We start from the raw sequence: 16,317 nt of genomic DNA, 5'->3' as shown, positions 1-16,317 counted from the left end.
CAATGACATTATTTATAACCGAGAATTTTCAAGATATCTTCAGGTTCCTGTTTTTCACGGAAAATCTCGTATTGCAATTCACCGTTTTCATCTTTCTGAATCAGAACATGTCTCGGCTGAGGCATCAGACAGTGGTGAACACCACCGTATCCTCCGATTGTTTCCTGATAAGCTCCCGTATGGAAGAATCCTATATATAAAGGTTTTGTATCACTGAAAACCGGTAAATAAATCGCATTGGTATGCTGCTCAGAGTTATAATAATCATCTGAATCACACGTCAATCCACCTAAGAATACTCTTTCATAAGTATCTTCCCAACGGTTCAGCGGAAGCATGATAAAGTGTCTTGAAATAGCCCATGTATCAGGAAGAGTGGTCATGAAAGAAGAATCAATCATATTCCACTTTTCTCTGTCATTCTGACGTTTCTGAGAAATAATTTTATAAAGGTTTGCACCACTTTCTCCTACGGTAAAGCTTCCGAACTCAGTATAGATGTTAGGTTCTTCTACCCCTTCTTCTTCACAGAATTTTTTGATCTGAGAAACGATTTCTTCTACCATGTACTGGTAATCATAATCGAAGTTCAAAGAAGTTTTGATAGGGAAACCACCTCCGATATTCAATGAATTTACTTCGGGAGCAATTTTCTTCAAACGTGCATATACACGAAGACATTTGTACAATTCGTTCCAGTAGTATGAAGTATCTTTGATCCCCGTGTTGATAAAGAAGTGAAGCATTTTCAATCTTGCATTCGGGTGTTCAGCAATCTTCTGACTGTAGTAAGGAATGATATCTTTATATCCGATTCCTAATCTTGAGGTATAGAATTCGAACTTCGGTTCTTCCTCTGATGCAATTCTGATTCCGATATTAAACGTGGAATCAATACTTTCAGTAAGTTTGTCCAATTCTCTGTAATTATCAAGAATCGGAGTAATATTTTCAAAACCGTTATTGATCATATCTGAAATTTTTGTCAGATAATCATCCGTTTTGAAACCATTACAGATTACTTCAATGTTTTTATCTACCTTCTCTTTTTCATAAAGAGATTTTACAATATCCATGTCATAAGCAGACGATGTTTCTATCGAAATATCATTCTTCAATGCTTCTTCCAATACGAAATTGAAATGACTGGATTTTGTGCAATAGCAGTAGGTATAATTCTTTTTATATCCGGTTTTTTCAAAAGCTTCTTTAAACCAGCTTTTGGCTTTCTGGATATTTTGAGAAATTCTCGGCAGATAGCTAATCTTTAGCGGAGTGCCAAATTGTTCAACTACATCCATCAATGGAACGTCGTGAAACAACAAATTGTTCTCAGATACATTAAATTCCTCTGTAGGGAAATACAATGTCTGATCAATAAGTTCCGAGTACTTTATTTTCATTTCTAAACAAGTGAATTAAGAAATGCAAAATTGCTAAAAAAGTTTGATTTTTAGGTGTTAAAATTATCATAATTTTAAATAAAGCCCCAATATCATATCTTGTGAAAATTTATCTCTGATAATCAGTAGGTAAACTTTTGAATATATTCATTCCTTTTGACGTCTGAAATGCCCAGTACCTGCTGAATATAGGCATCTGTAGAGCCATACTTTTTATTGATCTCTTCAAAAGCGGCATCAAGGTATCTTTTTTCTACCCAGCTCAGTTTTTCCAGCACCTTCAAATCCATCTTTGGATAAAGGAAATGTAGATTATTGGCAAGGCGGAGTCTTTTCTGAACAAGATCTTTCCTATAATTGTTGGATAAAAGATATTCGTTATAAATGGTCTCTTTATCAAATTTCAGAATCGTAAGAATCAATGCTGTTGTAATTCCTGTTCTGTCTTTTCCGGCCGTACAGTGATAAAGAATCGGATCTTTGGATTCCAGAATTTCTGTGATAATCCTCTTTATCGTTTCCGGATTTTCTGTAACGTATTCACGGTAGAAGTCGATCATTCTTTTGTCGGCATCGGAAGCGTTCACTTTACCTTTAAGGACAAGTTTTTTCGCCTGAGCAAGCTGATCACCTTCATCTTCAAATGCTGAATATTTTTTATAAACAATTTCTGCAGGAAGCTGATCCGGGCTCTGAGATATTTCTTTTGAATTTCTAAGATCAATAACTTCTTTTATGCCCAGTTTTTCAATATCATCAAAAGATTTCTTTTTCAGCTTATGAAGATGGGCACTTCTATACAGCTTACCTGATTTTAAAGTTCTTCCTTCTGTATTTTTAATATTTCCTACCATTCGGAAATTATTCACTTTCTTAATCTGAATTACTTTTTCAGTTTCATTTTTTCCATATTCAGGGGTTTCAAAATGTTGTGTTTTGCATGAGAAAATACAGCATAATGAAATGGTGAAAACTGATATTTTGATTAATGTATTCAATTGTTTTTAATAAGTTTTGGCTAAAGCCAGTGGATTGGTATATTTTGTATCAAATGGGCTAAAGCCCATTTCTATTAATATCTCATTAGATCCTTTTAATAGATTGTCGGATATTCTATTTCACGGATTCCTACAAATAACAAAACATCACCGGATTCGTATTCTATGGAAACCTCATCTTCAATGGCAAAATTTCGGGTTCCTATTCTTGAGGTAATACTTAGGGTTTCATTTGTCAAAGGCCAATTGAGTCCCTGAGTGGTTATATTATTTACTGATGGAAACGGATAGAGAGAAATAATTTTGTTTTTTACACCTTTCAGTTTAAAATCATTGGGAATAAAATAATATTCTGAAAACTCATCATAAAATTTAATGTTCATCTGATCTTTAAACGCATAAGCAACGGTAATATTTCCCAAAAAATGATCCTGTTCACCTCCACTTCCTCCAAAAACATCAATCTCCGAAAAACCTCTTTCCTGAATAATTTCCAACGCTTTGTGAAAATCTGTTTTTTCCTGATCCAATGTAAGGATAAATTTTTCCTGATACATATCTTCATCCGACCCAGAGTGCGAATCAAAATCGCCAGAAATAAAATCGAGTTTATCCAATGGCAATCCCATCCTTTTTAAATAGTGGAAAGCACCATCTGTACAAGCGATCAAACCATAATTTTCCGGATTGGGTAACGATTTTGGAGCCTCTCCGTTGATGAAAAGTAATGCTTTATCTCTCATTCGGGTTCCAGTATTCTTCCGGTTCGTTGTTTAGTTTTGAAATATATCTTGCCAATACAAAAAGATAATCTGAAAGTCTGTTTAAATATTTAATGAGTTCCGGACGTACTTCTTCCGATTCATTTAAAAATACCAATGAACGTTCTGCTCTTCGGCAGATGGTTCTTCCCGCATGTAAAAAAGTAGCTGACTTCCCGCCACCCGGAAGAATAAAGTATTGAAGGGGTTCCAGTTTCTCTTCAAAAGCATCCATCCATTGCTCCAGCTCTTCAATTTCTGTTTCTGAAATAATGATTGGAAGACGTGATTTTCCATTGGCCAGCATTAGTTTATCCGCTGGTGTTGCAGCTTCTGAACCTACTGTAAACAAATCAAACTGTATTTTCTTCAATTGTCTCAACACTTCTTCATCTTCGATATGGCTTTTTGCAATCCCAATAAATGAATTCAGCTCGTCTATATTTCCATAACTGTCTACTCTGGCACTGGCTTTGGAAACTCTTGTTCCACCATATAATGCCGTCTGACCTTTATCTCCTGTTTTTGTATAAATTTTCATAGTACTAAAATACCTTTTTTTGTATAAAGTACAATGTAAAAAGTAGCAATAACTGCCTATTCTGCCTGAAAAATAATTAGCTGACATTAGGAATTAATGTCAGCTAATATTTGTATATCTGGCTTCTCTATCTTTTGAGATTGCTTACCCTTTGTTAAACATGACAAAGCAAATACCCATTCCTTTATTTATAGATTAAAAAGTATAATTAACATTTAGCTGAAAAATTGTTCCATTAAATCCAAACTGGTTCACCTCCCAAGGATATTTGAACCTTCCTCCAAGATCTGTTACGACATCTCCTTTGCTATCTATTACATCCGGATAAATATCAAATAAATTATTTACAACTCCTGAAACTTTAAGGTCTTTCGTGATTTTATATGTTAAAATGATGTCTGTAACTACCTTACCAGAAAATGTCTGATCTTTGGCAGGATCGCTTGCGTGCTGCCATGTAACAGAACCAAAGTAAGTATTATTAAGATTAAAGTTAAACTTTGAAATGTCATACGAAAGACTAAGAATAGTTTTTGTTTTTGGCCTTGCAGAGGTAATTCTGGATTGTTCTTTTCTATCAAAAAAGTTTTCTGAGTATCCATTTCCAGCCAAAATAGGTGGAACGGCAATATTATCTACTATTTTAGTTTCGTTATAATTGAAAGCAGCAATAATTCCCAATCTTCCTTTCCCAATAGCGGAAGTAGAATAATTAGCTACGAAATCTACCCCCTCAGTAACTGTATTTACAGCATTGGTGAAAAACTTCAAAGAAGTTATTTTATTATTGTCTAATATTACTTCCACAGGGTTTGTTATATCCGGACTCCCCGGAGCACCAGTTTTGTAACCAATATCTCCTGAAAAAAGTACACGGTCCTTAATTTTTATTCTATAATAATCTGCTGTAATAGTAAGGTTTTTAAAAGGTTTTACGGCAAATCCAGCAGTAATGTTAAAGGCTTTTTCAGCATTTAATTTTGCTACCCCAAGATCAGATCTTACAATTTGAGAGTCATTATTAAAAGTCCCCTGATTAGCTACAGTATTCCCTGTAATTTTGGTTTGAACATTGGAATAATAAATCTGGTGTAATGAAGGTGCTCGAAATCCTGTAGAAACTGACCCACGGAAAACTAATTTATCATCTAACAGCTTATATCTTGCATTTCCTTTCCAGGAAACATTATTCCCAAAATCACTAAAGTTTTCATATCTCACAGTTCCTCCAACCAATAAGTTTTTCGTAACATCCCACTCAGCATTCATATAAGCTCCCATATTTTGACGATTCTTATTGATTTCATTTTGAGGCTGCAGTCCTGGAAATGATTCTGCACCACTTCCTATATAAGATGCTTCCTCCCCTGCCTTCGCCTGATAGTTTTCATTGCGTACTTCAACACCAGCTCCTAAAACAAGCGCCCCAAAATTTCGGTTGATATCTATGTTTCCTATAATATTGCTAAACTGATGGCCACCTGCTTTAAAACGAGTTGGTGAATTTCCACCCAAAGAGGTATTAATAGTGTTTCCTACAACATAATTTACTGCATTAGAGCCAAAGGTTGCACTCCCATCAAAACTCCATTTTCCAAACATGCCTTTCCACCCGGAGGTTAAATTATAATCATAAACATCTGTTTTAAACTGCGGCTGAAATCCATTGTAAGCTTGCCCTTTTGGAGTTAATAAACCAAAATCTGAAGCTACCCAATAAGGTGTTCTATACAAAGCAAAACTGGTCCCATTTCTGTAAGTTGTACCCCCAAAAGCATAAAACTTACCCGTTTCACCTGTTGGTAATTCAAAATTTACAAACATATTAGCAACTCTTGTCTCCGGTTGCCCTATAATCATTCCTAAGCCAGGATTAGCTTGCGTCCAGGCATTATCCACACCAAAAAGTTCATCTTTTGTAATAGAACCTGCACGGTTGGTTTTATTTTGGGAAGAATATCCCAATGTAAGATTCAGACTTCCATTTTTTGCAACTTTGATTCCTGTATTAAAATCTGCTCCGATATTAAAGCCATCTCCTTTTGAAGTAACACCAGAAAAAAGATTAACAGTGCTTTTCCCAACGCTGTTTTTAAGAATAATATTGATCACTCCTGCAATAGCATCAGAACCATACTGTGCTGAGGCACCATCTCTCAATACTTCTACGTTTTGTAAAGCGGCAGATGGAATACTTTTCAGATCCGTACCTACTTCACCTTTTCCCGGTGTATCATTAACATAAATTAAAGCGCTTTGATTTTTTCTTTTACCATTAACCAAAACTAATGTTCTGGAAGGGCCTAATCCTCTTAAATCTGCCGGATCAAAGTGAGCCGTTGCATCAGAAACAGTTTGCTGGGATGAATTAAAAGAGGGTACAGCATATGTCAAAGCTTTATCAAAAGTAATTTGCCCTGTAGATTTTAGCTGTACGGCCGAAATATTATCAATAGGAATCGCAGAGGTAATAATAGTTCTAGGCTTAGTTCTACCCGTAGTAACCACAACTTCATCTATTTTATTTTGTTTTATACTGTCCTGAGCATATCCCATTGCACCAGCTCCGCTTAATACTAAGGCATAGATTTTTCCATTAAATAAATTATTCTTCATGTCAATTGTTAATTATTCAATAAATCTAGTAAAAAAATAAACATTAAATACTAAAATAAAACATATAGTAATAATTTAATTTAATATTTGCGAAAATTATACCATTTCACAAAAACAATAATTAATCTACAAAACATAAAGTGATTTATTAATAACATGAAAAAAAATAAATCAATAACACCATATTTGTATAAAAAAATCAATTAGTTAACATCAGAAATAAACATGATTTTATTCTTCCTGACAAGTGGTTTTCAACGGGTTGAGATTGCTTCACCTATGGCTCGCAATGACTGTTGAAAAAAAATGGCCGGAAAACCGGCCATATCCAAATTATTTATTTACCTCTACGTATTGTATGATGGTCTGATTTTTTGGGTTGTAGATAATTGTACTACTGTTTGGGAATCTTTTCAATTTATAGTATTGAATATTTTTATCGGATTTTATATCTTCCAGAATACTTGTATCAAACGTATTGTCAGGAAGGAATTTGGACATAAAACTTATTTTATCAATAATGTTTTGTCCGTCAATTTTACGGGCAGTTTTATCAGATTTACTTTCATCGGAAGTAGGCTGACCTTCCAAAAACGGAAGCAATACCGCAATGTCTGCTTTGTATTTGAAAATATAACCTTCAGGTCTTCCGGGAATTTTAACTTTCTTTCCTTTCTCTTCAGAAACAACGGAAGCTCCAGTACCAGGAAAAACGGTATTAAACTTAGCATCCTCGGAATTGGTTAAAGAATTTATAGATTCATTGACTGTTTTTTTTACTGTTTCTTCTACAGCCTGCTGTGCTTTTTGTTGCACGGTTTCTGTCGTTTTTTGAACAGTCTGGTCAATTTTTTCCTCAATCTTATTGCATGATACTAATAAAAAAGTGGTGATAACGGGCAAAATATACTTCTTCATAATTCTAATAATAGCGATTTCATTTATTAATATCCTTTCTTCTAACGGAAAAGTAGGTCCGGATATTTTAGCAAAGAAAAAATATTTTTTCAATATCAAAAATACTACTGACAAACTGTTGTCATTACCTACCCTTACCTTTGTATCAACAACAAACAAAAACCATACAATTATGACAACTACAGCAACTGCCACTAAACAATTTATGACTTCTGAACAGCTATTAAATGACTGGCAAGGCCATAGAAACCTAACAAGAAGAGTGATTGAATCTTTTCCTGAAAAGGATTTATTTGAATTTTCAGTAGGGGGCATGAGACCGTTTGCCAAGCTGGCATTAGAACTGATCAATATTGGCGGGCCCGCTTTAAAAGGAATTGTTGAAGGAAATATGGAAGCTTACAATGAAGAGGCTTTCAATCCAAAGACTAAAGAAGAACTCTTAAAAAAATGGGATGAAGAAACAGAAGTGATCAACCATTATTTCAATTTGATTTCTGAAGAGCGTTTTCAGGAGACTTTCAATTTATTCGGACAATATGAATTCCCGGTATATCAAAATGTTCTTTATTTTGTAGACAACGAAGTTCATCACCGTGGACAAGGATATGTTTATCTGAGAGCTTTAGGAATCGAGCCACCATTCTTCTGGGAAAGATTCTAATAAAAAAAACAGAAAGGTAAAATTGCAAAAAGGCTAAGACTTCTGAGAAAAATTACAACTGCGATGTCATTTATTATTGTGATTTTTCTTCAATTTAAACTCAACTTATTTCATTTTTGCGACACAACAAATTTGCTTTTTTGTAATTTTTCCTTTTTGATCTATTAATCATTTCATCTATTTGCCTCAATTAAGTCTTTAAACCTCAACAGCTGTCTTGTTGGGGTTTATTATTGATGTCTTTCGACCATCTTTGTGAGCAAATCATGGAGTCTTACACGAAGGCTTTCCGGCTCCAAAACAGTGGCATAATCTGCAAAAGTAACCAGCCAGCGGGGAAATCCGTCATTAATCCATTCGGTTTCAAAAGTAAGTTCTACCCCTTGTTCTGTTTCCTCTTCTTCTATCAATCCGTAATATTTTTTAGAATTTACCAGATGAGACATGATCTTTTTGTCTACCAAAAGTTTAGCTTTCACTTTATTCCCATTTGATTTTTTCCGGTAATCATTCACCTGACCATATTCCTGTAGAAAGGGATTTTGTGTTTTTAAAATTTCTAAAATCCTGTCGATTCGAAACTGTCTGAAATCTTTTCTCAGCGTACAGTATGCCATGATGTACCAAAAATTAAACTCAAAAAACATCCCCACTGTTTCTATCGTTCTGTTGTTTACTCTTCCGTCTACAGTCTGGTATTTTATAGTCAGCTGAGTTTTCTCTGCGATACTTTCCAGAATGATAGGAATTACATTTTTAAGAGAGTCTCCGGAATCGGTATGAAAACTGAAAACATCAATCTGCTTTTCAATATTTTTAATCAAATTTTTATCAGAATGCTTTAGCACAGAACGCACTTTTTCCATTGCCGCCTGATAATGATTTCCTAAGCTTTGGTGTGAAAATTTCTGCATCAGCTTTTCAGCAGTAATGAAACTTAAGACCTCTTCTTTGGTAAACATAATCGGGGGAAGCTTATAGCCATCCATTAAAGAATAGCCGTTACCTGCTTCTCCTACGATAGGAATGCCTGCATTTTCAAGGGTTTTTACATCACGGTAAATAGTTCTGATACTTACATCGAATTTTTCAGCCAGGTCCTGCGCCCGAACAATGGGCTTCGACTGTAATTGGGTAAGGATGGCCGTCACCCGATCGAGTTTTTTTAGGTAGTGATCGTTCATTATGCAACAAAGCTAAAATTCTTTTTTTGAGGTAAAGCTTTTTATTTAATTTTCTTTAAAAGTATTCACCAGTTTATCGAGGTTCAAACTGCGGGCTGATGCGTCAAAAATCTCACGGTAGGTTCCTTCTTTATTGTAAAGTTCATCATGTGTTCCGTTCTCAACGACTCTTCCTTTTTTCATTACGTAAATGATATCGGAATCCAGAATCTGTGACAACGAGTGGGAAATAATGACAACTGTTCTTCCTTCTTTTATCGCATCCAGGGAGTTTTTGATCTGTTCTGTGGCAATGGCATCCAGACTGGCTGTTGGCTCATCCAAAAAGATGATCGGAGGATTTTTGAGGAATAATCTTGCAATGGCAATTCTCTGCTGCTGTCCTCCAGAAAGCTGAGTAGCATCGTGTTTGTATTTTTCGGGAAGATCCATAATCTGCTCATGCAGATAAGCCTTTTTGGCGGCCTGCTGAATTTCTTCAAAACTTGCATTCATGTCTCCATAGCGGATATTATCTTCAATGCTTCCCTGGAAAATGTGATTTTTTTGAAGTACAAGTCCCAGATCACGTCTTAGAAAAGTATTGTCATATTCATTAAGGTCCACTCCATCCAATAGAATTTCTCCGGAATCAGGAAGATAAAATTTACATAAAAGATTAATAATCGTTGACTTTCCTGCACCGCTCAATCCTACCAAAGCTGTAGTCTTTCCATTTTCAATTTTCATGGAAACCTCATGTAGGGCTTTTGTACCATTGGGATAAGTAAAATCTACATTTTTCAATTCAAAAGTTCCTTTGATTTCTTTTTCCGTAAAATTTCCGTTCTGTTCGGTTTCGTTATCTGCATTCAGAATATCAAAGTAACCTTCAGCATAAATCATGGCATCATTCATATCATCATAGATCCTGTGCAGCTGGCGAATAGGTGCTGAAACATTGTTAAAAAGCATAATATGAAGCATGATTGCTCCAATTGTCATTTGCTGGTCAAGAACGAGATAAACAGTTAGAAGGATAATCAGCACAACGCCAAACTGTTCAAGAAATGTTTTTAAACCATCATAAATAAAATTGGTTCTGCGGGTAATCATCTGGCTTTCCATCAACTGCATCTGAAGATCATATTGTTTTTTTCCTTCAAATTTTTCACGGACAAAACTTTTGATCACCATGATAGAATTAATCAGATTCAGAAGTCCGGATGTCTTTTTTTCCCTTTGATTTCTAAGCTGACGGCGTACTCCTCCTAATTTTTTAGCCTGCAGGGAGCTGATATAAAAGTAAATAGGGACAATAATGGTGGAAACAAGCCCCACATACACATTCTGCATGTACATAATGATCAGTGCGATGATCGCATTGGAAAAAAGAGGCAGAATATCAATGAAAAAGTTCTGAACCAATCTTGTCAGGCTTTCTATTCCGCGGTCTATTCTTATCTGTAATTTTCCGGATTCATGATTTTCATCGTTAAAATAGGCAACTCTATAGGTTAAAATTTTATCAATCGCTGACTGAGCCAGTACAGAGCTTACATTGATTCTGATCTTCTCTCCATAAAATTTCTGTCCAAAATTGATAAAAATATTCAGCAGTTCTTTTCCCAATAAAATAATTGAAATAATGATCAGAATATGAACTCCTTCTGTCATCGGGTGTGGAAGATGGGTAAGTTTGGTGACCTCATCTACTGTATATTTCAAAACAATAGGGTTCACCTGTGCTGCCAGAGCTCCCAGAAAAGTAAGAAACAGGGTTCCGTAAATCATTAGCCGGTAAGGTCTGATGAATGGAACAAGCTGTTTGTAGATTCCGAATAAAGTAACGGTTCTGTTGAAAGGTTTTGCCATTAATGTTGTTTATAGAGCCTAGTAAAATTAAACCTTTTTTAAAACAATTCATAGAAATAGCCAACTTAATACGACTTGTTTTTTCTATTGGGACTAAAAATTTTTAATTCCTTGTTTTCAAAATGGGCTGCATCATTTCATCCATTGATTATCGAAAATACAATACACTCTTCCCTCTTCTGAAAACAAATTCTTCGGAAATTGTAGAAACAATATGATCACATCGCCAGAATACCAGTGCTTATTATATGAGCTAATTTTTGATGAAAACATTTCAATTCTAATTGTTGTATTTAAAATACAACAATTAGAATTTTTTTTATACATTTGTACCATCATATAAAAAAAGACCAGATGAATACGAACCAAAAAGCACTTGTAAAAGCAACAGTTCCAGTTTTAAAAACCAATGGAACAGATTTAACAAAACATTTTTATACAAGAATGTTTACGCATAATCCTGAACTGAAAAACATTTTTAATATGAGCCATCAGGCAAGTGGAAAACAGCAAAATGCCTTAGCCGGAGCTGTACTAGCCTATGCTGAACAGATTGAAAATCCGGAAGTTCTTATCAATGTTTTAAAATCTATCGGAAATAAGCATGTAAGCTTAAATATTAGTCCGGAACAATACGATATTGTAGGTCTCCATTTGATTTCCTCAATCAAGGAAGTTTTAGGTGAGGCTGCTAGTGATGAGCTTATAGAAGCATGGACACAAGCTTATAATGAATTAGCTCAGATTATGATCTCTATCGAACATGAACTCTATGAATCTACCCTGAAAAAAGAAGGAGGCTGGAAAGGCTGGAGAGCTTTTGTCATTGCAGATATTGTAGAGGAAAGCGATGAAATAAAATCGTTCTATCTAAAACCCATGGATAATAAATCAATTGCAGATTACCTGCCGGGTCAATATATTTCGATAAAAACATTTATTCCTGCATTGGGGCACGAGCAACCCAGACAATATAGCCTGTCTTCAGCTTTCAATCCTGAACATTATAGAATTTCGGTAAAAAGAGAAAAAAATAATCAAAGCTTACCTGATGGAGTTATTTCTAATGTGTTACATCAAAAGGCAGTAGGTGATGAAATATGGGTAAGTGCTCCAGCCGGAGTTTTTCATGCCAATCCGGTATCTGAAGATCCACTGGTACTCATAAGCGGTGGTGTAGGCGCTACTCCATTGTTGAGTATGCTGGAAACTCAAAAGAACACGCTGCAAAACAACACTGTAGTCTGGCTTCATAGCTGCAGAGATGAAAAAGCACATGCTTTTAAAGATCATGTGAACCACTTGAATACAAACAATCAATGGCTAACCACTCATATTTTTTATGAAACGGTTGACAACCATTCTGATCTTGTCAAAAAAGGGAGAATAGACTTACATGAAATCAAGGAGGAAATTCTTATTGATAATGCAAAGTATTATATTTGTGGCCCCGAAGCATTTATTAAAGCTCAATATAATTCTTTACTACAGTTAGGCATTGCCAAAGAAGATATTCTTTATGAAGAATTTGGGCCTCAACTGCTTCATCTAAATTAACAATCAATGAAACTGAACCACTTTACTGACTATAGTTTACGGGTCTTAATCTATTTAAATCAAAATGATAAGGCCTCTTCATCTTCTTTGGATGAATTGTCCGAAAGACTTGATATCCTTCGTAATCATCTTATTAAAGTGGTTCAATTTCTATCTCAAAAAGAACTAGTCATAACAAAAAGAGGGAAAAATGGCGGAATTACCATTTCTGAGAAAGCGAATAAAACAGGATTAGGTGATCTTATACATCTATTGGAACAAGATGATACTCCAATCATCAATTGTTTTTCAAAATCGTGTGTATTTGTCTCCTATGAATGTAAACTAAAATCATTTTTAGATATCGCTTATCAAGCTTTCATCGACAGTATGAATCAGCATCATTTATCTGACCTCGCTTTTAATAATTGGGAAATTATATTTGCCAATCAAAAGAATGCAGCAAACAATACTTAAGAGTCTGTTTATCACAGCAATCATTACTTTTACACTCACTTCATTACACCATAATGAAAAGATCTATGATGAATATTTTATTTATAACTGGCTGGAGTCCTGGTGCGTTGCACTGACTATAACTTTAGTTTTTAATATTCTCATTTTTCCATATTGGAAAGCCATAAGAAAAAACAAAAAAACACATTAAAGAATTCTTACCGCACAGTTGTGCTTATCCTTCATACATATAAGTCGTAAGGTAATGCAGTTCTTTTCTGCTGGCTTCTTTAGACTCTGCTCCAGCCTGCTCCAGAGAATACTGGCTGTTGATTTCTTTTTTCTGAAAAACAAATGAGTTGTTGGCATTCTTATCCACCACTTCATTAAAGATATGCTCAATTTCAGAGTTAGCTAATGAAGCAAAACTGATATCCTCAAATCCGTACATCAATCTGAGATCATCAAATTGTTTGAAATTTTCATCTACAAATCCCTGGAACTGCGCCTTTGAATCAAAATTACCTGCCCAGATATTGTAAGCGTATTTTTTCTTTTTAGGTTTGTCTAAAATACTCTGATAAACGAAGTTTTCACCCAAGTATGCTTCTCTTACCTGCGGATCGTTCGCAAGATCTTCCGGAAGTCCTTCTTTCAGGATCTTTCCTTCAAACATAATATAGGTTTTATTGGTAATCGCCAACGTTTGCTGTACGTTGTGGTCGGTAATCAGAATTCCGATGTTTTTGTCTACAAGACTTCTCACGATTTTCTGGATATCTTCAACGGCAATGGGGTCTACTCCTGCGAAAGGTTCATCCAAAAGAATAAAGTTCGGGCTTGTGGCAAGACATCGTGCAATTTCGGTTCTACGTCTTTCCCCTCCGGAAAGAAGATCTCCTCTGTTTTTACGGACATGCTGTAGAGAGAATTCTTCAATCAGTTCATCACATTTGATCTGCTGTTGACGCTTTGAAAGCTTGGTAAGCTGCAATACTCCCATAATGTTTTCCTCTACGGAAAGTTTTCTGAAAACCGAAGCTTCCTGAGCCAGATATCCGATTCCCTTTTGGGCTCTTCGGTACATAGCATCGGTAGTAATCTCCTGTTTATCCAGGAAAATTTTTCCTGAAGTGGGCTTAACCAACCCTACGATCATATAAAACGATGTGGTTTTCCCTGCTCCGTTCGGACCTAGCAAACCAACAATTTCTCCCTGTTGAACCTGTACAGAAACGCCTTTTACAACTTTTTTAGGACCGTATTCCTTGATTAAGTTTTCTCCTCGTAAAATCATAGGGCAAATATATCAAAAATATAAACTTCACTTATATGTTAATATCAACTTGTTTATCTTACATGCAAATTTGTTCAGATCCACATCATTGTAACTTTTCACAGCTTTACGCTACTTATCATAAAACATCGCAATCAATTACAAATACTAAGAAATGGAAAATTACGGTTATACAAAAACAGAAAACGCACAAAACCAGCAAAACAATGTCCCTTACCATTCGGAAAAGAAAATTCCTGCGGCTTTATTGGGAATTCTTGTGGGGTGGCTGGCTTTGAATAAGTTTTATCTGGGATATACGAAAGAAGGAATTATTCAATTGGTTCTGAATGTGGTTACTTTAGGAGCAGCCTCAATTATTCCTTTTATTGAGGGGATTTTATATCTCTTTATGAGTGATAAACAATTTGATGATACTTATGTGTATGGGAAAAAGGGATGGTTATAACATGAATCATCTATACGCTTAATTAAAATAAAATAGGCTGTTCGTATTCGAACAGCCTATTATTTTTCTATCTTGAATAGTATTAATCAGGACAAGCTAAGTGCTCCATACCACATGGATACCAGATTCCTTTGCACCATGTTCCACAATTTGGAATGTCCGGATCAACGGTTCTATAGCTATTATTTATTCAATAAGATAGCCGCTTCTTTAGCAAAATAAGTAAAGATCATGTCTGCTCCTGCTCTTTTGAAGCATGTTAAACTTTCGATGATCGTTTTGTCATTATCCAGCCAGCCGTTCTGGGCCGCCGCTTTTACCATGGCATATTCTCCACTTACGTTGTATACCGCGATCGGAAGATCAATGGCTTCACGTACTTTGGAAACAATATCAAGATAAGGAAGTCCCGGTTTGATCATGATCACATCGGCGCCTTCTTCAATATCTTTGAACACTTCATTCAATGCTTCACGGGAGTTGTGAAAATCCATCTGATATGTTTTTTTATCTTTCGGGATTTCCATATCATCTTTCGGGGCACTGTCTAAAGCACTTCTGAAAGGTCCATAGAAAGAACTTGCATATTTGGCAGCATAGCTTACAATTCCTACATCTGCAAATCCGCTTTCTTCCAGTGCTTCACGGATAACCATTACTCGGCCATCCATCATATCACTTGGTGCCACAAGATCTGCTCCTGCTTCTGCATGGGATACAGACATTCTTGCCAGCGCATCATTGGTAGCGTCATTGATAACTTTTCCGTTTTCAATGATTCCGTCGTGTCCGTAGATTGAATAAGGATCTAAAGCTACATCCGGCATAACAATCATTCCGGGAACGGCATCTTTGATGGCTTTGATCGTGTTCTGCATCAATCCATTTTTGTTCCAGGCTTCTTTTCCTGTATTGTCTTTCAAGTGTTCTGACACTTTCATGTACAAATTGACAGCTTTTACTCCCAAAGAAAATAATTCCTTACATTCCTTCACTGTTAAATCTATACTCCGCCTAAAAATTCCCGGCATAGACGGGATCGCCTCCTCCTTGTTTTCGCCCTCCATTACGAAGATTGGCATTACAAAATCATCAGTTGTAAGCACATTTTCTCTTACCAAACTTCTGATAGATTCATTAACTCTAAGTCTTCTATTTCTTGAATGTATCATTTTGGAATACTTTTTGAATAAGTTTCTACAAATTTAATATAAGTTCTGCAAAAAACTATTGTATGAAATTATAGAATTTATTACATTTGTTATATATATCCGAGAAATTATAAATTTGATGAAAAAACTTTTACTTTTATTTCTATTTGTAGGCACTTTTGTTGGATTTTCCAACAATTTAAAAGCTCAGCTGAGAGAGCCGGGTTCCATCACCCAAAAGGCGGATGATGGGGTATTGCTAGCCTATCCAAATCCTGCAAAGGATTTCCTTATCATTAAGGCAAAAGATTCTTCTTTAAGGATCAAAAGTGTGACTTTTTATTCAATTTTGGGTATGCAGGTTGCTAATTATACAGTAAATATGAATTCCGGAGAGATTAATATTGAAAAATTGAAACCCGGAAAATATATGATCCGCTATATTTTAAGTGACAACACGCAGAAAGTTACTCAAATCGTAAAACAATAA

General features: G+C 35.3%; 14 protein-coding genes and 1 pseudogene. 5 read left to right on the top strand and 10 right to left on the bottom strand.

Annotated elements, in window-relative coordinates; all coding sequences use genetic code 11:
* Positions 1-8: 8 nt before the first annotated feature.
* The 6 genes from C1634_RS11630 to C1634_RS11605 all read right to left on the bottom strand — a co-directional run bounded on the left by C1634_RS11630 (position 9) and on the right by C1634_RS11605 (position 7,237).
* The gene (locus C1634_RS11630) at positions 9-1,403 is read right to left on the bottom strand and encodes a type III PLP-dependent enzyme domain-containing protein (RefSeq protein WP_103235127.1); all 1,395 of its coding nucleotides are present in this window, start codon (positions 1,401-1,403) and stop codon (positions 9-11) included.
* 122 nt (positions 1,404-1,525) lie between these two features.
* On the bottom strand, positions 1,526-2,401 hold the full coding sequence (locus tag C1634_RS11625) for a tyrosine-protein phosphatase (RefSeq protein WP_109738439.1): 876 nt from the start codon (positions 2,399-2,401) through the stop codon (positions 1,526-1,528).
* A gap of 95 nt (positions 2,402-2,496) precedes the next feature.
* Positions 2,497-3,144 (bottom strand): thiamine diphosphokinase, encoded by a 648-nt coding sequence (locus tag C1634_RS11620; protein WP_109738438.1) that lies wholly within the window; start codon positions 3,142-3,144, stop codon positions 2,497-2,499.
* A complete protein-coding gene (locus tag C1634_RS11615) occupies positions 3,134-3,703 on the bottom strand; it encodes a cob(I)yrinic acid a,c-diamide adenosyltransferase (protein WP_109738437.1) in 570 nt (189 codons plus the stop codon). The genes C1634_RS11620 and C1634_RS11615 overlap by 11 nt, the downstream gene beginning before the upstream one ends.
* 195 nt (positions 3,704-3,898) lie before the next feature.
* Entirely contained in the window at positions 3,899-6,319 is a 2,421-nt protein-coding gene (locus C1634_RS11610) for a TonB-dependent receptor plug domain-containing protein (RefSeq protein ID WP_109738436.1), read from the bottom strand.
* A 333-nt stretch (positions 6,320-6,652) separates the two neighbouring features.
* Positions 6,653-7,237: a hypothetical protein gene (locus tag C1634_RS11605; protein WP_103235045.1), complete on the bottom strand. Its 585-nt coding sequence runs from the start codon at positions 7,235-7,237 to the stop codon at positions 6,653-6,655.
* Between the two features lie 172 nt (positions 7,238-7,409).
* On the opposite strand from C1634_RS11605, the gene C1634_RS11600 reads away from it, so the two are divergent.
* Complete coding sequence (locus C1634_RS11600) at positions 7,410-7,901, top strand: DinB family protein (protein WP_109738434.1); 492 nt, start codon at positions 7,410-7,412, stop codon at positions 7,899-7,901.
* Positions 7,902-8,131: 230 nt separating this feature from the next.
* Here the strand turns inward: C1634_RS11600 and C1634_RS11595 are convergent, their stop codons facing one another.
* Both C1634_RS11595 and C1634_RS11590 read right to left on the bottom strand, forming a co-directional pair.
* Complete coding sequence (locus tag C1634_RS11595) at positions 8,132-9,085, bottom strand: helix-turn-helix transcriptional regulator (protein ID WP_109738433.1); 954 nt, start codon at positions 9,083-9,085, stop codon at positions 8,132-8,134.
* A 45-nt stretch (positions 9,086-9,130) separates the two neighbouring features.
* Complete coding sequence (locus tag C1634_RS11590) at positions 9,131-10,858, bottom strand: ABC transporter ATP-binding protein (protein ID WP_109738457.1); 1,728 nt, start codon at positions 10,856-10,858, stop codon at positions 9,131-9,133.
* 435 nt (positions 10,859-11,293) lie between these two features.
* Between C1634_RS11590 and hmpA the strand changes: the two genes are divergently transcribed.
* Both hmpA and C1634_RS11580 read left to right on the top strand, forming a co-directional pair.
* On the top strand, positions 11,294-12,496 hold the full coding sequence (hmpA, locus tag C1634_RS11585) for an NO-inducible flavohemoprotein (RefSeq protein WP_109738432.1): 1,203 nt from the start codon (positions 11,294-11,296) through the stop codon (positions 12,494-12,496).
* Between the two features lie 6 nt (positions 12,497-12,502).
* A complete protein-coding gene (locus C1634_RS11580; RefSeq protein ID WP_103231695.1) occupies positions 12,503-12,952 on the top strand; it encodes an Rrf2 family transcriptional regulator in 450 nt (149 codons plus the stop codon).
* 550 nt (positions 12,953-13,502) lie between these two features.
* On the opposite strand, the pseudogene lptB reads toward C1634_RS11580, so the two are convergent.
* Positions 13,503-14,228: pseudogene (lptB, locus tag C1634_RS11570) on the bottom strand (LPS export ABC transporter ATP-binding protein); the annotation flags it as partial.
* Positions 14,229-14,382: 154 nt separating this feature from the next.
* Here lptB and C1634_RS11565 point away from each other — a divergent pair.
* Positions 14,383-14,676 carry a TM2 domain-containing protein gene (locus C1634_RS11565; RefSeq protein WP_109738431.1) on the top strand — a complete coding sequence of 98 codons (294 nt, stop codon included), beginning with the start codon at positions 14,383-14,385 and terminating at the stop codon, positions 14,674-14,676.
* A gap of 182 nt (positions 14,677-14,858) precedes the next feature.
* Here the strand turns inward: C1634_RS11565 and hemB are convergent, their stop codons facing one another.
* Positions 14,859-15,848 carry a porphobilinogen synthase gene (gene hemB / locus C1634_RS11560; protein WP_103231679.1) on the bottom strand — a complete coding sequence of 330 codons (990 nt, stop codon included), beginning with the start codon at positions 15,846-15,848 and terminating at the stop codon, positions 14,859-14,861.
* A 118-nt stretch (positions 15,849-15,966) separates the two neighbouring features.
* On the opposite strand from hemB, the gene C1634_RS11555 reads away from it, so the two are divergent.
* Positions 15,967-16,317 carry a T9SS type A sorting domain-containing protein gene (locus C1634_RS11555; protein ID WP_103231678.1) on the top strand — a complete coding sequence of 117 codons (351 nt, stop codon included), beginning with the start codon at positions 15,967-15,969 and terminating at the stop codon, positions 16,315-16,317.

The sequence above is a fragment of the Chryseobacterium viscerum genome (assembly GCF_002899945.2).
Taxonomy (GTDB): domain Bacteria; phylum Bacteroidota; class Bacteroidia; order Flavobacteriales; family Weeksellaceae; genus Chryseobacterium; species Chryseobacterium viscerum.
The sequence above is the reverse complement of the archived record's forward strand: the minus strand, read 5'-3'. Positions and strand labels throughout refer to the sequence as shown.